Source organism: Natrinema gelatinilyticum, assembly GCF_024266705.1.
Lineage (GTDB): Archaea > Halobacteriota > Halobacteria > Halobacteriales > Natrialbaceae > Natrinema > Natrinema gelatinilyticum.
Genome location: NZ_CP100756.1, coordinates 2,432,142 through 2,451,787 on the forward strand (window position 1 = coordinate 2,432,142; position 19,646 = coordinate 2,451,787).

At 62.9% G+C, this 19,646-nt stretch carries 23 protein-coding genes and 1 pseudogene; 11 read left to right on the forward strand and 13 right to left on the reverse strand.

Features of this window, described 5'->3' with window-relative positions:
- Positions 1 to 41: 41 nt before the first annotated feature.
- The gene (locus NJU76_RS11930) at positions 42 to 212 is read right to left on the reverse strand and encodes a DUF7576 family protein (protein ID WP_254528785.1); all 171 of its coding nucleotides are present in this window, start codon (positions 210 to 212) and stop codon (positions 42 to 44) included.
- 194 nt (positions 213 to 406) lie between these two features.
- Here NJU76_RS11930 and NJU76_RS11935 point away from each other — a divergent pair, with 194 nt between their 5' ends.
- Both NJU76_RS11935 and NJU76_RS11940 read left to right on the forward strand, forming a co-directional pair.
- Entirely contained in the window at positions 407 to 1,714 is a 1,308-nt protein-coding gene (locus tag NJU76_RS11935; protein WP_254528787.1) for an acetamidase/formamidase family protein, read from the forward strand.
- A gap of 177 nt (positions 1,715 to 1,891) precedes the next feature.
- On the forward strand, positions 1,892 to 2,650 hold the full coding sequence (locus tag NJU76_RS11940) for a hypothetical protein (RefSeq protein ID WP_254528789.1): 759 nt from the start codon (positions 1,892 to 1,894) through the stop codon (positions 2,648 to 2,650).
- 71 nt (positions 2,651 to 2,721) lie between these two features.
- Here NJU76_RS11940 and NJU76_RS11945 read toward each other — a convergent pair whose 3' ends face one another.
- From NJU76_RS11945 to NJU76_RS11960, 4 genes are all read right to left on the reverse strand, one after another.
- Complete coding sequence (locus NJU76_RS11945) at positions 2,722 to 3,012, reverse strand: MoaD/ThiS family protein (RefSeq protein WP_254528791.1); 291 nt, start codon at positions 3,010 to 3,012, stop codon at positions 2,722 to 2,724.
- 165 nt (positions 3,013 to 3,177) lie between these two features.
- Positions 3,178 to 3,387: a hypothetical protein gene (locus NJU76_RS11950; RefSeq protein ID WP_254528793.1), complete on the reverse strand. Its 210-nt coding sequence runs from the start codon at positions 3,385 to 3,387 to the stop codon at positions 3,178 to 3,180.
- Between the two features lie 302 nt (positions 3,388 to 3,689).
- A complete protein-coding gene (locus NJU76_RS11955; RefSeq protein ID WP_254528795.1) occupies positions 3,690 to 4,709 on the reverse strand; it encodes a phosphoribosylaminoimidazolesuccinocarboxamide synthase in 1,020 nt (339 codons plus the stop codon).
- 144 nt (positions 4,710 to 4,853) lie between these two features.
- Positions 4,854 to 5,144: a hypothetical protein gene (locus tag NJU76_RS11960; protein ID WP_254528797.1), complete on the reverse strand. Its 291-nt coding sequence runs from the start codon at positions 5,142 to 5,144 to the stop codon at positions 4,854 to 4,856.
- Between the two features lie 272 nt (positions 5,145 to 5,416).
- Between NJU76_RS11960 and NJU76_RS11965 the strand changes: the two genes are divergently transcribed.
- The 4 genes from NJU76_RS11965 to NJU76_RS11980 all read left to right on the forward strand — a co-directional run bounded on the left by NJU76_RS11965 (position 5,417) and on the right by NJU76_RS11980 (position 9,425).
- Positions 5,417 to 6,430, forward strand: a complete 1,014-nt coding sequence (locus NJU76_RS11965; RefSeq protein WP_254528799.1) for a potassium channel family protein — start codon at positions 5,417 to 5,419, stop codon at positions 6,428 to 6,430.
- Between the two features lie 164 nt (positions 6,431 to 6,594).
- Complete coding sequence (gene cofH / locus NJU76_RS11970; protein WP_254528801.1) at positions 6,595 to 7,983, forward strand: 7,8-didemethyl-8-hydroxy-5-deazariboflavin synthase subunit CofH; 1,389 nt, start codon at positions 6,595 to 6,597, stop codon at positions 7,981 to 7,983.
- Positions 7,984 to 8,155: 172 nt separating this feature from the next.
- Complete coding sequence (locus tag NJU76_RS11975) at positions 8,156 to 8,914, forward strand: SDR family NAD(P)-dependent oxidoreductase (protein WP_254528803.1); 759 nt, start codon at positions 8,156 to 8,158, stop codon at positions 8,912 to 8,914.
- Positions 8,915 to 8,972: 58 nt separating this feature from the next.
- A complete protein-coding gene (locus NJU76_RS11980; protein WP_254528805.1) occupies positions 8,973 to 9,425 on the forward strand; it encodes a nucleoside deaminase in 453 nt (150 codons plus the stop codon).
- A gap of 59 nt (positions 9,426 to 9,484) precedes the next feature.
- On the opposite strand, the gene cofG is transcribed toward NJU76_RS11980, so the two are convergent.
- From cofG to NJU76_RS12005, 5 genes and pseudogenes are all read right to left on the reverse strand, one after another.
- Positions 9,485 to 10,663, reverse strand: a complete 1,179-nt coding sequence (gene cofG, locus NJU76_RS11985; protein ID WP_254528807.1) for a 7,8-didemethyl-8-hydroxy-5-deazariboflavin synthase subunit CofG — start codon at positions 10,661 to 10,663, stop codon at positions 9,485 to 9,487.
- A gap of 256 nt (positions 10,664 to 10,919) precedes the next feature.
- Positions 10,920 to 11,033: pseudogene (locus tag NJU76_RS26910) on the reverse strand (N-methyl-L-tryptophan oxidase); the annotation flags it as partial.
- A 61-nt stretch (positions 11,034 to 11,094) separates the two neighbouring features.
- Positions 11,095 to 11,763: a 2-phospho-L-lactate guanylyltransferase gene (gene cofC, locus NJU76_RS11995; protein ID WP_254528809.1), complete on the reverse strand. Its 669-nt coding sequence runs from the start codon at positions 11,761 to 11,763 to the stop codon at positions 11,095 to 11,097.
- A 181-nt stretch (positions 11,764 to 11,944) separates the two neighbouring features.
- The gene (locus NJU76_RS12000; RefSeq protein ID WP_254528811.1) at positions 11,945 to 13,120 is read right to left on the reverse strand and encodes a tubulin/FtsZ family protein; all 1,176 of its coding nucleotides are present in this window, start codon (positions 13,118 to 13,120) and stop codon (positions 11,945 to 11,947) included.
- A gap of 228 nt (positions 13,121 to 13,348) precedes the next feature.
- The gene (locus NJU76_RS12005; RefSeq protein ID WP_254528813.1) at positions 13,349 to 14,266 is read right to left on the reverse strand and encodes a complex I NDUFA9 subunit family protein; all 918 of its coding nucleotides are present in this window, start codon (positions 14,264 to 14,266) and stop codon (positions 13,349 to 13,351) included.
- Positions 14,267 to 14,362: 96 nt separating this feature from the next.
- Between NJU76_RS12005 and tmk the strand changes: the two genes are divergently transcribed.
- The 4 genes from tmk (at position 14,363) to NJU76_RS12025 (ending at position 16,419) form a co-directional block, all read left to right on the forward strand.
- Positions 14,363 to 14,965: a dTMP kinase gene (tmk, locus tag NJU76_RS12010; protein WP_254528815.1), complete on the forward strand. Its 603-nt coding sequence runs from the start codon at positions 14,363 to 14,365 to the stop codon at positions 14,963 to 14,965.
- Between the two features lie 93 nt (positions 14,966 to 15,058).
- Positions 15,059 to 15,289: an Lrp/AsnC family transcriptional regulator gene (locus NJU76_RS12015; RefSeq protein WP_254525475.1), complete on the forward strand. Its 231-nt coding sequence runs from the start codon at positions 15,059 to 15,061 to the stop codon at positions 15,287 to 15,289.
- Positions 15,290 to 15,448: 159 nt separating this feature from the next.
- The gene (locus tag NJU76_RS12020; RefSeq protein ID WP_254528817.1) at positions 15,449 to 16,189 is read left to right on the forward strand and encodes a potassium channel family protein; all 741 of its coding nucleotides are present in this window, start codon (positions 15,449 to 15,451) and stop codon (positions 16,187 to 16,189) included.
- Positions 16,189 to 16,419 (forward strand): Lrp/AsnC family transcriptional regulator, encoded by a 231-nt coding sequence (locus NJU76_RS12025; RefSeq protein WP_254528819.1) that lies wholly within the window; start codon positions 16,189 to 16,191, stop codon positions 16,417 to 16,419. The genes NJU76_RS12020 and NJU76_RS12025 overlap by 1 nt, the downstream gene beginning before the upstream one ends.
- A gap of 131 nt (positions 16,420 to 16,550) precedes the next feature.
- Here NJU76_RS12025 and NJU76_RS12030 read toward each other — a convergent pair whose 3' ends face one another.
- The 3 genes from NJU76_RS12030 to NJU76_RS12035 form a co-directional block, all read right to left on the reverse strand.
- The gene (locus NJU76_RS12030; protein ID WP_254528821.1) at positions 16,551 to 16,997 is read right to left on the reverse strand and encodes an AAA family ATPase; all 447 of its coding nucleotides are present in this window, start codon (positions 16,995 to 16,997) and stop codon (positions 16,551 to 16,553) included.
- Between the two features lie 130 nt (positions 16,998 to 17,127).
- Positions 17,128 to 17,262: a DUF7577 domain-containing protein gene (locus NJU76_RS27040; RefSeq protein WP_425604272.1), complete on the reverse strand. Its 135-nt coding sequence runs from the start codon at positions 17,260 to 17,262 to the stop codon at positions 17,128 to 17,130.
- Positions 17,263 to 17,399: 137 nt separating this feature from the next.
- Complete coding sequence (locus tag NJU76_RS12035; protein ID WP_254528823.1) at positions 17,400 to 18,437, reverse strand: DUF7972 family membrane protein; 1,038 nt, start codon at positions 18,435 to 18,437, stop codon at positions 17,400 to 17,402.
- Positions 18,438 to 18,552: 115 nt separating this feature from the next.
- Here NJU76_RS12035 and NJU76_RS12040 point away from each other — a divergent pair, with 115 nt between their 5' ends.
- A complete protein-coding gene (locus NJU76_RS12040; protein WP_254528825.1) occupies positions 18,553 to 19,596 on the forward strand; it encodes a DUF5787 family protein in 1,044 nt (347 codons plus the stop codon).
- Positions 19,597 to 19,646 lie beyond the last annotated feature (50 nt).

Sequence of the window (19,646 nt, forward strand, 5' to 3'; positions counted from 1 at the left end):
TGATCGGTCGGGTTCCGTCCGGTCTGACCGCCGTCAGTCCGTCAGGCCGACCTCGACATCTCCCAGGTCTCGAGGCATCCGTCGCTACAGAAGTACTGGTAGACCGCCGTTCCGTCTTCGACGGTCGTCACGACGCGCTGTTCAGAAGCCGGTCCTGACCGTTCGCCACACTTGTGACACGCGGGTGCGTCCTCGTCTGTCGAGTCAGTCATCGATCGACAGATGGGACGAGACTCACTTTAACGAATTCATTTCGGCCGTATCAGCCGTAAAGGGTCTACTCGTCCCGACCGCGTGCTGTGGGGGCTGAAGCCCGATACCCCGACTCTACCTGCTTGAGTCGGTGGTGCGTACGCGTGGGTCCACGGGTAGCCTTATCGCAACCGACGACGTACAATGGGATGTCATGGCACAGCAAGAAATACAGCAGGAGTTGTACGTCGATCAGTACACGCTCGGTCTCGTCGGTCCCGACCAAGAGTGGGCAGGAACCGTCGCCGACGGGGGGACGGTCACGACGTATACGCCGCCGGGGTGTTGGGGGCCGATGATCACGCCGGAGTTTCGCGGGGGACACGAGGTGACGAGACCGATCCGTGTCGAGGGCGCGTCGGTTGGCGACGCCGTTGCGCTCCACATTCGGGACGTCGACGTGACGAGTATGGCGACGAGCACGGGATCGATGGCCGAGCGGGAGGACGCCTTCGGTGACGACCCGTTCGTCGATCACCGCTGTCCGGAGTGTGGCACCGAGTGGCCGGAGACCGTCGTCGAAGGGACCGGCGAGGACGCGATCAAGTGCGCCGAGTGCGGTGCGAACGCCTCTTCATTCGGTTTCGAGTACGGCTATACCGTCGCCTTCGACGACGACCACACTGTCGGGATCACGCTCGACGAAGACGGCGCCCACGACCTCGCCGAAACCGCCGACGAGGTGATGGACATCCCGGAGAACTCGCGCCAGCACCCCATCGTACTGTACGAACCCGGCGAGATGCCCGGCACCCTGGGACGACTGCGCCCGTTCATCGGGAACGTCGGCACGACTCCGCCGATCACGATGCCCGATTCGCACAACGCAGGCGACTTCGGCCAGTTCCTCATCGGCGCCGAACACGACTACGGCCTCGAGAGCGAAGCCGACCTCGAGGCCCGCACCGACGGCCACATGGACGTCCCGCAGGTCCGGCCGGGCGCGACGCTAATCTGCCCGGTCAAGATCGATGGCGCCGGAATCTACGTCGGTGACTTGCACGCGAATCAGGGTGACGGTGAACTTTCGCTGCACACGACCGACATAAGCGGCACCGTCACGATGGACGTCGACGTCATCGAGGGCCTCGAACTCGATGGTCCGGTCCTCCTGCCCACCGCTGAGGACCTCCCGTTCATCAGCAAACCGTACAGCGACCGGGAGCGCGAAACGGGGCGTGAACTCGGCGAAGAGCACGGTGTCGACGTGGAAGACGACATGGGTCCGATTCAGGTGATCGGCTCCGGTGCGACCGTCAACGACGCCACGCAGAACGCGTTCGACCGCGCGACCGAACTACTCTCCATGAGCGAGGGCGAGGTTCGCTCGCGGTGTACGTTCACTGGCGGCGTCCAGATCGGCAGGCTCCCCGGCGTCGTCCAACTCGACATGCTCGCGCCGATGGACGTCCTGGAGGACTTGGATATCGCTCATCTGGTGCGCGAGCAGTACGGGCTCTAGCGCCGGCCGCTTTCTCCTGGCCGACATGACGTTCTCCGGTCGATATTCCCGTTGGAACGACGCGATGCGTCGAACGGCGTCGGTGTCGCCCTGCCCTGTTCGTTTCGACCGTGTATTACATTCTGGAATCCATTCACCAAAGGATATTGTCTCTGGCCATCGGATTGAACACATGTGATGGCCAGTTCACAACGATCAAAAAGCGTCGAAATTCAAGAGCATTTGCTAGAAGCCAGAGAGCGTGAACTCTCGAGTCAGATCGAATCCGTCGAGTACACCGATGCGAAAGCAGCGAGCCTCTTTACGCTGATTTCCGGCGCTTCGGGGATCGTTTCGCTCGTCGCCATCGTCTCGCCCTACGTCGGCCTCCCAGTTCCGCCCTCGCAAACCTCTGGCGCGGATGTCCTGACATATTACGAGCCATTTTTGGCCGAACCCGCGATCATTTTCGGGATAGTGAGTTTGCTGTTATCACTCGTACTCGCAGTGTTGACCCGCGACGTCGGTGACTATTACGACGGACTGAAAGAAGACGAGTTCGACGATGTTATCGCCGACGTCGAATCCGGTTCGGTCTCGGATCAGTGGCGAATTGACGTGATAAAAGACTTAGAGAAGAGCGTCGAACACAATGCCATTCGCATTCAACACAAGACCTTCACGTACAGTCTCTCGATCTACTGTCTGATGGGTTCCATTCTGTTTCTCTTCACCGGTCTGTACAATCTCGCATACGATACGTCCCCCTCCGTTTCGAATATTACCGCGGCCAGCATCGTGTTCCTGGTCGGCATCGTGTGGATCGTTTCGAAGATAACAGCGCCGACGGTGGACGAAAACGCGCCGCAGAATCGGGGGATGCCGAGTACTACCGTCGTTCAGGTCGCTCGGAAACGAGCCGGAGAGACGACACATTCGAGCGTCGACGACCGGTAAGGAAGAGATTGAGACGGCAGCGCGTGGCCAGTGAGCAGTCGTCTGGGTCTCCGATCCGTCGTGATTTTCGGTCAGTTCGGTGGATCCGTCCGCTTCCCGGAGCCACCCTGAACGGCCGGAACTACCGTCAGCGTCGCGTCGTCCGGCACTCGGTGCTCGAACCCGGTGCGCTCTCCATCGACCGTCGCCCTGACGCTCGGTCGCACGGTATCGCCATCATAGAGGTAGCCCTCCGCCCGCGGATACGCGTCGACGAGGGCGGCCATGGCGTCGGCGACCGTTCCACCCGACCACTCGAGTGTCACCGTTTTCGCACCTGTCGCGCTCCGCAGGGGGCCGTACACCGTGACTACGGTCTCCATGGGTGCGACTGGGTCGAGCGGACACATATATCGACCGGACGCGTTAGTCGTCCAATGCCCGTCGAGAAACGTAGGACCGACCCTCATACGGACTCCTGTACGTCATTGCCGGTGCACCCGCAGGACGGTCGCGGTTGCACCGGGACATCGGTACAGCAGACCGTATCAGTCGTCGCTCGGTTCGGCGGTACTCGATGCGGTCGCCGTCGTGTCTCTCTGGCCGGCCCACTCTCCGGAGAACGCAGATGCGGCGGTGAGACCGACCATCGCGAGAACGATGAGTCCGAGGACGACGCTCGCGACGGTTGCGACTCCGGTAGTGAGGTTGAACAGGACGATACCCGCCACGATTCCACTGGCTGTTGCGAGTGTCATTTTCGCTCACTCGAACGTGGTTGATCCCCCCATATGAGGGTTACTTTGTCCGATTCCTGTTGTGAAACGATACCAGTGGACGTACCAGAGTTCGTCCGCGGACCGTCCTCGTTGAGCGACGGTATCCGTGCAGCCGGGCCGATACCATGCGGTCGAGCTGTCGGGTCGAGACAGTGCAGTCGGGCCGTCGAACCGGCGAACCGTTCCTGGGCGTTCGAGCCGAGAAAATTCACCTCCTCGCTCTATCCCCATCGAACTGGGCGTCGATCGACCGAGCGGCGTCGGGTTTCGCCGAAATCCGTTCAGAGACGGCGAACTGCACCGATCGCAGTCGAGAGCGGCGGTGCGTCGAAAATCTCACGGCCGGTGTACGCGTTCGCACCGGAACAGTACATGTCGCGGGCCGTCTCGAGGACGCCGTCCGCGAGCGGTTCGGGGTCTACGCCGCAGAGCGACTTCCAGTCGGCGACGCCCGCTTGTTTTGCTTCGGCTTTCGCGGCTTCGACGGCCTGCACCCACTCGGGCTGGGTGCGCTTGTGGTACTGGCGCAGCACCTCCTTCGAGAGCTGCGTTCCCTCGTAGCTGAACCGATTCTCGTCGAACGTGCCGACGACGTCGGCGACGCGGATTTCGCCTCGGTAGTACAGGCACTCAATCTTGCCGTCCTCGTGGACCAATCCAGCTTTATTGGCCTGTTCGGTGACGATCCGATTGACCTCGCGGGCGACCGACGCAAGGTCCTCGATATCGGCCTTGCCCGCGATTACGTCGGCTTCGCCACGCTCTAGATAGCGGTCGCCTTCCTCGTACTTCGTCGAAAACTCGACGATTGGGACGTCCAGATCGACAGCTTCCGCCGGCCACTCGTCGAATTCGAGGTCGTGATCGGATGGCTCGGTCCGGCGCCGAAGACTCGAGCCGACCGGGACGCGGTTCCGGAAGACGATTTCGAGCGGAATCAGATAGTTCTCGCCAGCTGCGTCGTGGTAGCGGTCGTACTCGTACTCCCGGCCCTTGTGTGGCAGATCCGGCACCTGCGTGAGATCGATGGCCATCTCCCAGGGCGGGTGCGACGCGTTGTCGAGGTCGATCATGTCACCATTTTTGACGACGCCCCGATAGTGAGTGGGGACGCCTTCGCTCTCGAGGAGTTCGAAGTTGAACGCGCCCATCGTACAGAGGCTCGCGCCTTTCTGCGGGATCTGATCGGGCATCTTTCCCCAGTCGAACACCGAGTAGTCGTCTGTGAAGACGAACGAGCCGCGACCGAGATCCGTCGCGGTCGCTTCTTCCTCGATGCGGAATTCTTTGACGCTCGTCACGCGAGACACCCCGGGACGCATTCGGCGCCGCAGTTCATACCTCAGTTGCCGTGTCGGGACCGTAAGAAGGTTTCAATATCCGATTGGGGTCCGGCGACCGACGATGAAACTCCCTCGAGTACGAATCAGCGGCGAGTCGTTCGCTCAGTCGTCTTCGACGGTCTCGAGCAGTTCCGTTGCGTCCTCTCGTAACGGCTCTTTCAGGGCTCCTTCGTCGACGAGTCCGCGCAGTGTTGAATGGCATTGTGGCGTCGCTAACGCCTTGAGGGTTTGCTGCCGGTACCGATCGTCCAGACTCTCCCGTCGAACGAGTCGCTCGAGTTCGTCGCACTCGTTCGCCATCTTCAGTTCGCTGATAGCCTCCCGTCGCGTTTCGGCTGTGGCGCTCTCGTTGAGTGCGAGATCGATACACTCCTCGGGCGTCCGAGAACTCATGTGGTACCGTTTGCGGCCCCGGCCGATAACTCCACGACCTGCGTTCGACGAGCGTTACTCGTCTGTGGCGAGAGCGAACAGTTCGGGTGTTTCGACGGCGACGGGCGCGAAGCGCGAACACGCCGAACGGAGACCTTTCCGGCTCGAGAACGAAGCTGGGTACGTGATCAGACCGATTTCGGTCCAAAACGTCGCACAGTCCGCGTCCGATCGCTCGCAGTTCGGCTGCGACGGGGACCCGGAAAGCCGTTCAATCGCGAGGTGGCGGTGAAGTGGATTTTCTCCGCTTTGCCCTCGGGAGCGTTCTTCTCGCTACCATCGTCGTGGATCTCCTGTGGACGACGATCTGGGTAGAGGGGGGTGCGGGTCCGCTCACATCGCGGTTACTGGTGTGGACGTGGAGCGGACTCCGACGAATTGGAGACCGGGACTCCCGTCTGCTCACGCTCTCTGGACCGCTCTGTCTCGTGAACGGCCTCGCCGTCTGGATTTTCCTCCTCTGGGCGGGCTGGACGCTCATCTTTGCGAGCGCCGACTATTCCATCATCGATACGATCGACGGCGGGCCGGTCTCCTGGCTGGACCGTCTCTATTTCACCGGATACACGATATTCACGCTGGGAAACGGTGATTTCGCCCCACGGGATGGTATCTGGCAGCTCATGACCACGCTCACGACGGCCAGCGGAATGTTGTTCGTCACCCTGAGCGTCACTTACGTCCTTTCCGTCCTCGACGCCGTCACGCAGAAACGGTCGTTCGCGAGCAGCGTGAGCGGCCTCGGAACGCGGAGCGACGAAATTCTTCGAACGAGCTGGGACAGCAACGAATTCCGCGGCCTCGACGTGCCCCTGAACGACCTCACCTCGCAGTTGAACGCGCTCACGGAGAACCACAAGGCGTACCCGATCCTGCACTATTTCCACAGCGGACAAAGCGACCGTGCGCCGGTGACGAGCATCGCTATCCTCGACGACGCGCTCACGCTGCTTCGGTTTGGCGTCTCCGAATCGGACCGTCCGAGCGACACAATCGTGAAAAACGCGCGGATGAGTGTCCACAGTTATCTCAGAACGCTCCACGAGACGTTCATCGAGCCCGCGGATCGATCGCCACCCGACCCGGCTCTCGATTCGCTTCGCGACGCCGGAATCCCGACCGTTTCCAACGAGGAGTTCACCGCGTCCCTCTCGGATTTGACCGAACGCCGGAAGACGTTGCTCGGTCTCGTCGAGTCGGACGTCCGGGAGTGGCCAACCGGGGACGGACGGCGTCCCAGTTCGTGACGTTTGACCCGCGAAGCCGTCGCTGTCCAGTTCGAAAGCCGCGGATGTCGGGCCAGCAAATTCCTGTGTCGAATCCGCAACTCCGTGTGCGGCGGGTCCACACATCCGCGTGTCGGGCCGACAAATCCATCACGTTTTTCTCACTGTACGGGAATCTTTCGTCGATGGCGCGACCGGTGACCGAGGCTGACCTCACGTTCGAACACGTTCCCGAGACCGACCAGTCCTTCGAGAACGCACTGGCAAAGGCACGCGACGGCGACCGGCTCACGGTCGATGACGCGATCGAGTTACTCACCACGGGGACGGAACATGAGGGACTCGATCGGACTCGTAAGGAACGCGTCCTCGAGGCAGCCGACCGCCGCCGCGCAGAGACCGTCGGCGAGGAGGTAACGTTCATCGCGAATCTGAACAACAACGTCACGACGGCCTGTAACGTGGGCTGTCTGTTCTGTAACTTCAAAGACGCCGCACACACCTTCGAGCGCGAGACCGATGTCGAGTCGGCGGGGTTCACGAAGACGCCCGCCGAATCCAGAGAGATCGTCGCCGACGCGGTCGAACGCGGCATCTACGAGGTCACGTCCGTTTCCGGACTGCACCCCGCGTTCGCACTCGACGACGAACATCGGGAGATACTCGAGGCTCATCCGAACCCGAAGGAGGTGAACTACAAGTCCCCCGCCCTGTACGAGACCAGCCCCGGTACCTACACCGAGCAGATGTCCGCGATGAGCGTCGGCGGGGTGCACGTCCACTCGATGACGCCGGAAGAAGCGTATCACGCGCGACGCGGGACCGACTGGTCGTACGAAGAAGTCTACCGACGGTTGCGTGATGCAGGGCTCGATACGGTCCCCGGAACGGCCGCCGAGATCCTCGTCGACGAGGTCAGAGACGTGATCTGTCCTGGAAAGATCGACACCGACGGCTGGCTCGAGGCCATGGAGGCCGCTGCGACCGTCGGTTTCGACATGACGGCGACGATCATGTACGGTCACGTCGAAAACGAAGCCCACCGAGCGATGCACCTCAAACGGGTCCGCGACTTGCAAGACCGGACGGGGACGATCACGGAGTTCGTTCCGCTTTCCTTTATCCATCAGAATACCCCGTTGTACGAACACGACGTGGTGTCCGGTGGCGCAAGTACTGACGAGGACGAGCTGCTGATCGCCGTCTCGCGGCTCTTTCTCGACAACGTCGATCACATCCAGTCTTCGTGGGTCAAGTATGGCGATCAGCAGGGGGTGAAGATGCTCTCCTGTGGGGCCGACGACTTAATGGGGACGATCCTCTCCGAGGAGATTACCAAACGGGCCGGCGGGGAGTTTGGCGAGTACCGATCGTTCGCCGACTACGTCGACCTCGTTCGTTCGATCGGCCGGATCCCCGTCGAACGGTCGACCGACTACGAGAAACGTCGCGTGATCGATCCCGACGAGTCCCCCATTGGCCCCCGGCTCGGCCCGAAAGCGAACGGAACCCCGCTGCTGACTCGCGAAGAACGGGACGAACGCGAGGCCCGCACCGCACCCATGGACGATTGACCCCATCGGGAACGACCGACCGCCGCTGGTGGCGATAACCCACTCTCGAGCCCGTCATCGTCCGGGCTCTGGTCACGAGCGTGCTGATTCCTATCGAAAGCCAGTACCCCGGTGAAGCCCGAGCGGGTTCCGGTGTGACATACTTTATATCACGTCGAAATGAGATATGGGTATGCGACTCAAAGGCAAGACGGCATTTATCACTGGCGCAGGCTCCGGCCTCGGTCGGGAGGCCGCCGAACTGTTCGCCAAAGAGGGCGCAACGATCGTCGCTGCCGATGTCGACCTTGAGAGCGCCGAGGAGACGGTCGGTCGGGTCGAAGACGCCGGGCAGGAGGGGACGGTACTCGAAGTCGACGTTCGCGACTCGGACGCGGTTCATGCGGCCGTCGACGAAGCGGCCTCGGCGTTCGGTCTCGATATCATGCTCAATAACGCCGGAATCAGCCATGGCCGCGCCGCGGTCGAAGAAATCGGCGAGGACGAGCGCGACCGTCTCATCGACGTAAACATCAAGGGCGTCTGGAACGGCTGCCAGGCGGCCATCCCGCATTTCAGGGAGCAGGGATCGGGCGCGATCGTGAACACGGCCTCGCTGGCCGGCGTCATCGGTGCGCCACAACTCGGGGCGTACTCGCTGACGAAGGGTGCGGTCGTCAACTTCACCCGCACGGTCGCGGCGGAGGTCGGTCCGAGCGGCGTCCGGGCGAACGCCGTCTGTCCGGGCGTAACGGACACGCCGATGCCTCGAAAGAATCGGACCGATGCGGAGTGGGAAGCAACCAAAGAGAAGATGGCACGTCACTACCCGCTCAAGCGACTCGGGCGGCCCGAAGATATCGCCAACGCGATGCTGTTCCTGGCGAGCGACGAGGCCGACTGGATCACTGGCCAAGCGCTGGTCGTCGACGGCGGCTTCTCCTGTGCATGACATCCCGTGAGTTCTCGAGAGAGGAAGTATTTCAGTGCCGGCGACGGAAGAGCGGGGTATGTCGACGGACGAATCCTACGTACGGCGGGCGATCGAACTCTCGAAGGGAGCGGTCGAGAACGGAAACACGCCCTTCGGCTCGCTGCTCGTGATCGACGACGATGTCGTCCGGACGGCCGAGAACACCACGCTCACCGAGGACGATATCGCGGCGCATCCGGAGTTCAAACTCGCCCGATGGGCCGCACGTGAACTCGAGGCGGCCGAGCGTGAGGCGTGTACGATGTACACCAGTACGGAACCGTGTCCGATGTGTGCGAGCGCGATTGCGTACGCGGGGCTCGAGCGGGTCGTCTACAGCGTCCCCGTCGAATCGCTCGCGGACGTTCGAGACGACGGCGTGATCGAAATCCCCTGCGAGGAGGTATTCGACCGGGCCGACGTGAGAACGGGCGTCGACGGACCGATTCTAGAAGACGAGGGACTCGCGGTTCATGACGCGTATTTCTAGCGTTGCTCGCCCCTTCAGCACGGTCGACGGAGCGTTGGCGAGTTGCTATCGGACGGCCGTTACCGCGTCGCGGTCGTCGTTTCGCCTCGGAGCACCGATCGATAGCGCTCGCCTGCGGGGTCGGCCGCCTCGAGCGCATCCCGAATCGTCGGCGAGATCCAGTCGCGTTTCCCGTCCGATCCGTCGTCATCCGCGCCGTCGGCGACGAGGCCGTCGAATTCGTCCGTTCGCACGTCCTGCGGCAGGAACCGTTCGTAGACCGGCAGCCGTTCGCCCAGCGGAACGCCGGCGTAATCGGCAATGTCCTCGAGTTCTCGTAGCGCGGGCCATTCGTATTCCGGATTGATGTGGTCGTCGGTGACCGGTGAGACGCCGCCGAGATCGTCGACGCCGCAGTCGATCAGGTCCTTTGCAGGGGCGAGGTTGGGTGGGACTTGCACCGAAATCTCCTCGGGCAATGCAGCGCGAGCCATCGCCGTCACGCGGCGCATCGTGGCGAGGTCGGGCGAGCCGTCGGACCAGCGTTCGTTGTTCACGACCGGCTGGACGATCACTTCCTGGATGTGGTCGTAGCGCTCGTGCAGTTGGCGGATGGCCAGCAGGCTCTTTGCGCGATCCCGCCAGCTCTCGCCGATCCCCACGAGGATCCCGGTCGTGAAGGCGACATCGAGTTCGCCTGCGTTCGCGAGCGTTCGGAGCCGCTGTCCAGGTACCTTGCGCCGCGGGCCGGCGTGTGCGCTGACTTCTGCGGTCGTCTCGAGCATCACGCCCATGCTGGCGTTGACGTCCGCGACGAGCTCCATCTGCTCACGTGTCTGGTCTCCCGGATTGGCATGTGGGAGCAGTCCTTCCTCGAGCGCGACTTCACAGGCCTCGCGGAGGTAGGCGTGGATCGAATCGTGACCCCACGCCTCGAGTTGTGCGTGAATTTCGGTGTAGCGATCGTCGGGGTCGTCGCCGAACGTGAACAGCGCTTCCGTACAGCCCGCGTCCGCGCCGCGCCGACAGATCTCGCGGACCTCCTCGAGCGAGAGCAACGAGGCCTGGCCGGGCGGGTCGAAGTACGTGCAGTAGGTACAGGTGTACCGACAGGCCGTCGTGAGGGGAACGAACACGTTTCGTGCGAACGTCAACGCTGGCGGTGCGTCGACGTCGTTCGGGCTCGCTTGGAGGAGGTTCTCGACGGCCCGATCATCGACCGTGATATCGACGCCGTACTCGCTCGCCCCGGGGAACATTACGTCGAAGTGTCGGCGCTCGGCACATAAGACTTCACTTCCTCGAGCGGCGGACGCGGACCCAGGCTTGTCGGTCGCTGCTTGCGTGCGACGGACGAGTGGACGCCGCGAATTGGTCACACGCGTCCGGCCAGCCGGTGGACGTCGATTGGGTTGTCGGTATCGCCGTCTGCGGGTCCGGCGTGGGTCGAGCCAGTCTCCGTGAGGAGGTCGGCGTCCGACCCGGCCTCCAGATCCTGCCACAGCGATCCCGCCCGTCGTGGCGCTCGAGGCCGAGGACGTCGACGCCCCGCCTCGCAGGGTGATAGACCGCGGCACTCCCCATGCCACCGACGCCGATCACGATCGCGTCGTGCGAACTGCGTGTCATCGGCCCACCCGACGGAGCAAGGTGGAGAAGTCTTTACGTCACGTCGACACCGGAACCGCCGTCACTCGGTCGGATCGCTCCTCGCTCGAGTCGCCTGGAGCCGTCCCGTCGCCCTCTCGAGTTCGAACCCGAACGCTCGGAGCTGATCGGCCGTTCGCCCGGTCCCGTGGACGAGCACTTCGACGAGGTCCGACGGCTCGTCGACGTCGGTTGCGAGCCGGAAGGAGTCGACCGTCTCGAGGCTCGCGTCCGCCGCCCGAGCGATCTCGCGGTGGTCCAGGTAGGACGCACCGTGGTAGTCGACCCGGAACTCCGGGTGGCGGACGACGAGCCCGTTCGTTCCCCCGCCCCGTCCCGGTGCGATCGCGACGTCGGCGTCAGTCGCGAAGAGAATCGCGAGCGCGTCCGGCGTCGCCAGCGCGAGATCGGCCATGACGACGGCGACGGGTTCATCGTCCTCGCTTGCCGGGAGCCGCGCGTTGACCGCCGGCGTGAGCGGGCGGTCGTCGACTTCGACGGACGTCGCCTCCGCCACCTCGTCCGGAAGTGCGAGATCGGCAGCGACGAGCGGTGCGGTCGAGACGACCGTCGGCTCGTGGTCCGCCTCGACGACGGCGCGCAGGACGTCCGCGAGCATCTCGCGAGCGAACGTCGATCGCTCCGGTTCGGTGAGGACGGCCGCGAGTCGAGTTTTCGGCGTCTCAGCGGCGAAGGGGACCACGACGCGCATCTGAATCTGCTTGTGGTACTCCGGGTGCGCTCAAAAACACGTCGAACCGAGTGCGATCGCCGATCCCGTCGCGGCGGGTGGCCCTTCGTTCCTACCGGCGCCGACCGAATCGTTCTGTGCTCCCGCGGCCCCCAACGTGAACGCGACCGTTCGAGACGTCGAAAAGAGACCGAAACGTAACCTAGAAGAGCGGTTCGAGTTCGTCCTCGTCGTCTTCGACCAGTTCCTCGAGGTTCTCCTCACTTTCCCGTTGAATGTCGTCGATGTTGTCCTGTGCCTCGATAGCGACCTGCTGGAGGCGCTTGATTCGGGGAACGTTCGTCACGCCCGAGAGCAAAACCGCCGCGGCGACCTCCGGTTCGCCGCGCGGGAAGTCACCGCCGCGGACCTCCATGCTCCCGGTTTCCTCCTCGAGCCACTTCCGTCCGCGTTCGATACCTTTCCGGTTCAGGTAGTCCGAGGGACCGGAGAGGACGAGCAGGGCGCGTTCGGCGCCTTCGATCTCACACGGAAGCGTCAGTCGGCCGAGCGCGGCCTTACGGACGAGGCTCGTAATGCGGTTGGTCGTGTTCGCGGCGTCCAGGTTGTCGTCCCCGCTGGTATCGCCGGTGAACCGCGAGAGGAGCCCACCCGTGTTGAGTTCGACCTCTTCTGAGGCGAAGCCGACGGTGGAGACACCGCCGCCGGAGAGCGTGTTGATGATCTCCGAGGAGTCGACGACGCTCTCCGCGACTTCCTGGCCGTCGCTGACCTCGCCGGCACCGAAGAGAATGCCGAAGCGACGAACGATCTCTTCATTGATCTGATCGTAGCCGCCCTCGACGGATTCGCCAGTCTGTCGCCAGGAATCGTTATCGAAGACGAGCAGGTTGTCGACCTCGCGGACGAACGTCGGGAACGAACGAGCCGCGTTGAGCGTGTATATCCCCCCTTCGTCCGTGGCAGGGAGGACGCCGAGCCCGTAGATGGGGATCGTATAGATCCGCTTTAGGTGCTTTGCGAGGATGGGCGCGCCGCCCGAACCGGTTCCGCCGCCCATGCCGGCGACGATCAGAAAGGCGTCGACCTCGTGGGTCGGAATCGAGTCGATGGCGTTTTGGGCCTCGTCGATGTCCTCTTCGGCGATTTCCGCGCCGAGTTCGTTATCAGCACCGACACCGTGACCCTTCACGCGGGCCTGGCCGATGAGGACACGATTCTCCTGTGGAATATTATCGAGGCCGAGGAGATCCGCCTTCGCGGAGTTGACGGCAATCGCCGCGCGGACGATTCCGCTGTTCGTCCGATCGTCGTACTCGAGGAATCGATCGACGATCTTACCACCGGCCTGTCCGAATCCGATCATCGCCAGCTTCATTGTTTGATAGGGGCCCCGTTGGATTTATAACAGTTCGATGAAGGATATAAATCTTGTGCTGACGTGAATTTCCTGAATAAATCAATAACGAGTTTGACTGATCAGTTAGTGGGGTTTCTGGCGGATATTATGATGTACATTAGCAAATGTACAAATTATCGAATTATATTTTATATTATTCGGGCGCGCCAAGTATGGCCGGTCGTGACCGCACTGTCGTGGCCGTCGTCAGGTCGTTTTCATCGGCCTCTCACCCGCGCTCGAGGGTTCGAGACCGAGTTGTTCGCCGAGGGTCCGCAAGTCGGCCGGGTCGTGGTCGAACGCGCTCACGTCGTTGTCCGAGACGGTATTGTCGATTTCGAGCGACCGAGCCTGGTCGGGACCGAACGGAACGAACGGAACAGGTCCTGCCGCGGCGAATCCGAGTTTGGAAATGGCCATCGGAACGGGGACGATCATGACGTCTTTGCCCTCGGCTTGGTAGACGAGTTCCGTCACGTCCGCGAGGGTGAGGACCTGCGGACCGGCGACTTCGTAGGTCTCACCGACGTGGGCGCCGTCTTCTAGGGCGTCGGCCAGCAGCGGGACGAGGTCGCCGACCCAGATCGGCTGAAATCGTGTCTTCCCACCTCCAGGCAGTCCCGTCACGTACGGCGTGGTCACCGTTTTCGTGAAGTCAGTGAACTCGGCGCCCTCGCCGAAGACGACCGAGGGGCGAACGATCGTCCACTCGAGAGACGAGTCCCTGACGACCGCTTCCGCCTTCCCCTTGGCGCGAAGGAAGGCGGTGGTGGCGTTCGGATCGGCCCCGAGCCCGCTCATTTGGAGGAACCGGTCGACGTCGCCGGCTTCGGCGGCGCGAACGAGGTTTTCCGTCCCACCGAGGTGGACCTCTTCGTGCGTCTTCCCGCGTGGGGGCTGATAGAGCGGTGAAAGGGACACGAGGTTGACGACCGCATCGTGGTCCGCGACCGTCTCAACGATCGAGTCGTACGCGCTGACGTCGCCCATAGCCGAATCGACGCCCTCTGGGAGGTCGTCGGCCGGGGATCGTGACAGCGCCGTTACCTCGTGGCCGCGCTCGGCCAGTTCTGCACACAGATTCGTGCCAATGAAGCCGGTGCCGCCGGCGACGAGGATCTTCATACAATGGATATGCAGACACGGCGATATATAGATGGGCGACTGCACTGTATGGCTCCTCTCGACAGATTGTAGTAGTAGTCACGACGAGGTGTGACCATGCTCGTCACGCTCGAGGGGTTAGATGGTAGCGGCAAGACGACGGTTTGGAAGGCCCTGCACGAGCGCTATCCGGACGCCACGTTTACGCGCGAACCGACGGATTCGTGGTACGGCGACGCCGTCTATCGCTCGATCGAGGACGACGACGCGGATCCGCTCGCCGAACTCTTTCTCTACACCGCCGATCACGCCGATCACCTCTCACGAGTGATCGAACCCGCACTCGAGCGCGGCGATCTCGTGGTCTCCGATCGCTACTCCGACTCCCGGTTCGCCTATCAGGGTGCGACCCTCGAAGCGGCCGATGCCCACGGTCTCGCGGATCCGCTCGAGTACGTCGTGGACGTCCATCGGCCGTTCTCGATCGAACCGACGCTGACGATCTACCTCGAGCTCGATCCCGAAACGGCCGCGGCGCGAGCGGGTACGACGAACAAGTTCGAGCGGGCCGACTACCTCGCATCGGTTCGCGACAACTACGAGCGGTTGATCGAGCGAGATCCCGACCGGTTCGCCCGCGTCGATGCGACCCAGTCGCCGGACGCCGTTCTCGAGGCGGTGACCGAGACACTTGCGGCGACCGTCTCAGAGTCGCGATAGGCGCGTTTTCGGGCCGTCGTCTGCGTCGTTGAGAACGTGAGGCGTCGGTCTCGGGCAAAGGCTTTAGTCGTGCCAGGGTGTACCACACCGCCGATGGTCCACGCGTTCATCATGGTGAAGACAGCCGCCGGGAAATCCGAGGGCCTCCTCGCGGAGATCGGCGACCTCGAGTCGGTCACCGCTGCCCACATCGTCGCGGGTAACTACGACATTATCGCGGAAATCGACGCGCCCGAAGTCTACGACGTGTTACAGACTGTCTCCTCGAGCATTCAGGGCCTCAGCGGTGTCACCGACACGAAAACGTACATCGCGATGGGATAGAGAGCGCTCCCTCCCGATCGGTCTGTACGACCGATTGAAATCCTGCCTGCCGGCCGCTCGGCGTTTTTCGTCCTTCTCGTCGCTCGAGCGCCGCCTTCCGAACAATTAGCATGGTACATGGGGGCAAACTTATTCACCCGTGCGAGCGTATCCCCGTTCATGCGGTTCGTGATTATCGGGGCTGGACGGGTCGGTTTGCGTACAGCGCGTGTCTTGCGTGACGAAGGCCACGAGGTGACGCTGGTCGAACGCGACGACCGGCGGGTCAAGCGCGCCCGTACGCAGGAGTTCACCGTCGTAGACGGCGATGGTTCCCGCGATGTCGTTCTCGAGGAGGCTGGCGTCACGACGGCCGACGCCGTCGGTGCGTTGACCGGCGATTTGAACGTCAACTTCACGGCCTGTATGATCGCCAACCATTACGGCTGTCGGACGGTCATGCGAATCGACGAAGCCTATCGAGAGGGAATCTACCGGAAGTACGCCGATCAGGTCGACGAGGTGGTCTACCCCGAGCGCCTCGGCGCAATCGGCGCGAAAAACGCCTTGCTCGGCGGAACCATCCGCGCCATCGCCGACATCGCACCGCACCTACAGGTCGTCGAACTCACGATCACCGATTCGGCCCCCGTCAACGGGTATACGATTAGCGAACTGCAGTTGCCGGCCGACGCGACCGTCCTCGCGTTCGGCAAGCACGACCGACCGCTTGGTATCCCGGATCCCGACCTGTCGCTCGAGGTCGGCGACCGGCTCGTCGTCCTCGCGGACTTCGACGTCTTGAGCGACATCCGCCAGCTGCTGGTCGGTAAAACGGCCAGTCGGGCGGCCACGAATTCGGGCGACGAGTCGGCGGCGACGAAACTCGAGCCGGATACCGACACTGGAGGTGTCAACTGATGGTCACGGCATTCGTTATGATCAAAGCAAACACTGGAGAGGCGGATCGACTCAAAGAGAGCATCGACTCAATCGCAGGTGTGCAGTCGGTTCATATCGTCGCCGGCGACGTCGACCTCATCGCGAAAGCGCAGGTCGAAACGCCAGCCGAGGTCAAAGAGATCGCAGCTACCCGAATCCAGGCCATCGAAGGCGTCGAAGACACGCAGACGTACATTGCGATGGACTGACACACCCGTTCGCGCTGTCGTTCGAGCGTCGCTTCGCGCCTGCTGCGTGCAATATCGTCGGATCCTACGGGGTGTGGTCCCGTCGAAATCGACTCGTCCGCGACGCCTGATTCAGTATGTCTGCTGCGCGGTCAATCGAGCCACATCTCGAGCGCAGCGAGAACCCTGTCGGCCGCGTCCTCGGAACTGCATTCGTCGGTATCGACCACGAGGTCGGCATTGGGTTCGTCGAACTCCCGATAGACCACGTGTACTCCCTGCTCGTCGATCGGATTCGCACGGTGACGGTTTCGATCGAGGCAGGTCTTGAGGCCGGCGGTCGCGAGGACGAACCGGAGATCGCCGAGCGCCCGAAACCGCGTTTGCCACGTTCGACGGTAGAACGTCCCGTCGACGAGCGTAATCCCTGTCGACGGCGCGTCGGCGACCTGCTCGGCCAGTTGATCGTAGGTACGACTCGAGAAGTCGTCCGAGTGAAACAACCGGACGGGGCTGCCGCTCGACTCGAGTCGATCCCGGACCAGGGTCGCGATAGTGGTCTTTCCCGCCCCCGGTGGACCGCAGATGGCGACGATCACGGCCGTCGGTAGCGGCCGCCGCTATACCAATGGCTCGATCCGAGCAGTGAGGGTGTCGTCTGGTATCAGCGGAGACGATCCAGGTTGTCGAAGGGCCGGTTCGAGGTGGGGACCGCACATGCCCACGGCATTACACGAACGACTTGTCCGATGCACTTGCAGGAAGTTCCGCGAGGCACTGTCGACAGTAGGAGTAAAAAAAGTCGTTCTCGGTCTCACAGACCGGGCATTTCTGCTGATCCGTGGGCTCGCCTGATGTCGACATGTGCGTCAATTCGAACCGCGGACGAAAAGACGCGGGGCTGACGAATGCAAGGGTCCGCGCCTATCGCGATCCCGAATCGGGCACCGCCAGAGACGCATACTCGAGTCGGCAGCACACACACACACACACTCGAGATTTCACTCCCAGTCGATTTCCTCGCCGCGACTCGACTCCCTGAGGATGAACGGGCCGATCGCCAGCGTCCGCTTTGCGACCGTCGCGATCCGCAGAATAAAGGCGATCAGCAGGAGGAAAGGAGTGACGGCGATGGTCGCCGCGAGTGCGACGATCCACACCAGATAATCGATTCGCAGGAGCGTTCCGGTCACGGCAGTGGCATCGAAGAACATGATCATCGACAGCGTGATCACCAGCGCGGGAACGGCCACGTACATCATCGCCCGCGAGAGGTTGATCAGTTCCCACTGGAAGTAGAGCGTCTTGAAGTGCTCACGCGCGAGGCCGAACAGCTCCAGCGTCTCGAGCAAGTCGTCGTACGCGGTACGGATTTCGTCGTCGAACTGGTCCGTATGGGCGTTCTCGATTCGGCGCAGCCGAAAGATTTTCCACGAATAGTTGTAGTCGAGCGCCGCCTTGAGCACGTCGTATGTCCCGAACTGTGCGTTCTCGAGTTCCCCGCGGATCGAGTCGGCGTGGGACGTGATGTTATCGGTGAAGGCGTCGACGCGATCGCCGAACTCCTCGCTGGAACTCTCGGAAACGGCGTCGCGAAATTCGGTTGCGCGCTCCTCGGAGGCGGCGACGACTGCTTGTAGGAACGATGCCGGTTCGGGTGGACTGATTGGCGCGTCGATCGCCGACTCGACGTCGTCTCGAAAGTCCATGGCGCCTTCGAACCGCTCGCGCTGGTCCTCGACGGCCCCGAGTTCCTGTGAAAGGACGAGCGAGTTGATCGTGACCACCAGCGTCACGCCGGTTATCAACGCGGTCACGAGCGCCTGGAAGGCGGTTTCGACCGGGTCGCTCGTGCCGATGAGGGCCCGAAGTGAGACGGGGCTGATGCGAGCGACGACGAGCAGGCCTCCGAAGACGAAGACCATCAACGCAGCCGTGATCACCCACCGATTCGTGTCCAGTAATAGCCGGTGCTTCATCGTCGGGGCCTCGCTGCGCTGGGCCATCGTATCGCTCGGCCGGGAGCCGTCGCCGCTCATCGTACGACCCCGACGGTACCACGGCCCCGCAAATATATCTACGCCAGTACTGCACAGCGTGGCTCGAATACGGCCAACCACAGGGGATATTATTCTGCAGCCGCACCGTAGTAACGTGACTCTCCGGGCAGAGACCGAATTCTCGTTCGAACTTCGGACGTGTCGATGGGTCGAACGAGAGTGGCAATCGGACGCGGCCGACCGCTCGATCATCGTCGCTCGACAGCTCGGAACGAAACGACGCCGCTGGGACACCATCGTCCTCGAGTGCGATTCCGACGGGCTCCGTCGACGGGCGAATTTCGGCCCCGACCGGCTCGATAGCGATTTGCTTCACGTCGTCCGGAACGCCCCCGACGAGTGGACGTACTACCGTGCGACGCTGCCACATCCCGGCTACCCGTGGCGGTACGTCCGCGAGGCGATTCATCGCGCCGACGACCGCGGGATCGTCGAGACGAGGCGGAACGGCAACCGGATCGAAATCCGACGGAAATGGGAGTATCCCGACTGGCTCGAGCGGATCGTCGCGATCGAGAACAAACCCGACCTCGAGGCGAGCGCGGCCCGAGCGCTCGCCTCCCAGCTCGAGTACGACGTCGCGATGGGACTGGCTGACGAAGTCTGGGTCGCGACCCGCGCGACCGGCGAGCGTGTCGAACCGGTTCTCTTCGAAGGACTCCCGGTCGAGGTCGGCATCCTCGCGCTCGATCCCGAGGCGCTGGCGGCTGAGGTCGCCTGGCACCCCCGCACGCTGGCAGCTGACGAACCGGGGACACGAATTCTCGAGCGTCCCGACGGAGGACGGCACGACGGCTCCGCTGCTCGATTCGAATACGTCGCTCCCGAAACGAAAGCCGACACCCGGCTCGCGATCGCCGAACGTGCGTACGAACGCGGCTGGCGCTCGTTCGTCGACACGATGCGACCCGACTGTCGGCACTTCCAGTTATGGGCATCTGACTCGCGACAGGCGGTGCCCTATTGCGCCGCCAACGACCGCGCCCAAACGGCCGCCGAGTGTTCCGGTGGCTGTGCCGACTTCGAACCCGAACCACCGGCGTGGCGCACCCGCAGCTGGCCGATCGAAGGCGGGCCGGGAAAACGGTCTCAGAAACTCCTCGAGGAGCGTCGCCGGCGGCGACGGCCGGGATTGTAGCAGTCTCAGCGGGCCCACCGGTCCGCCGTTCCGACCGGCCCCCGTCTCAG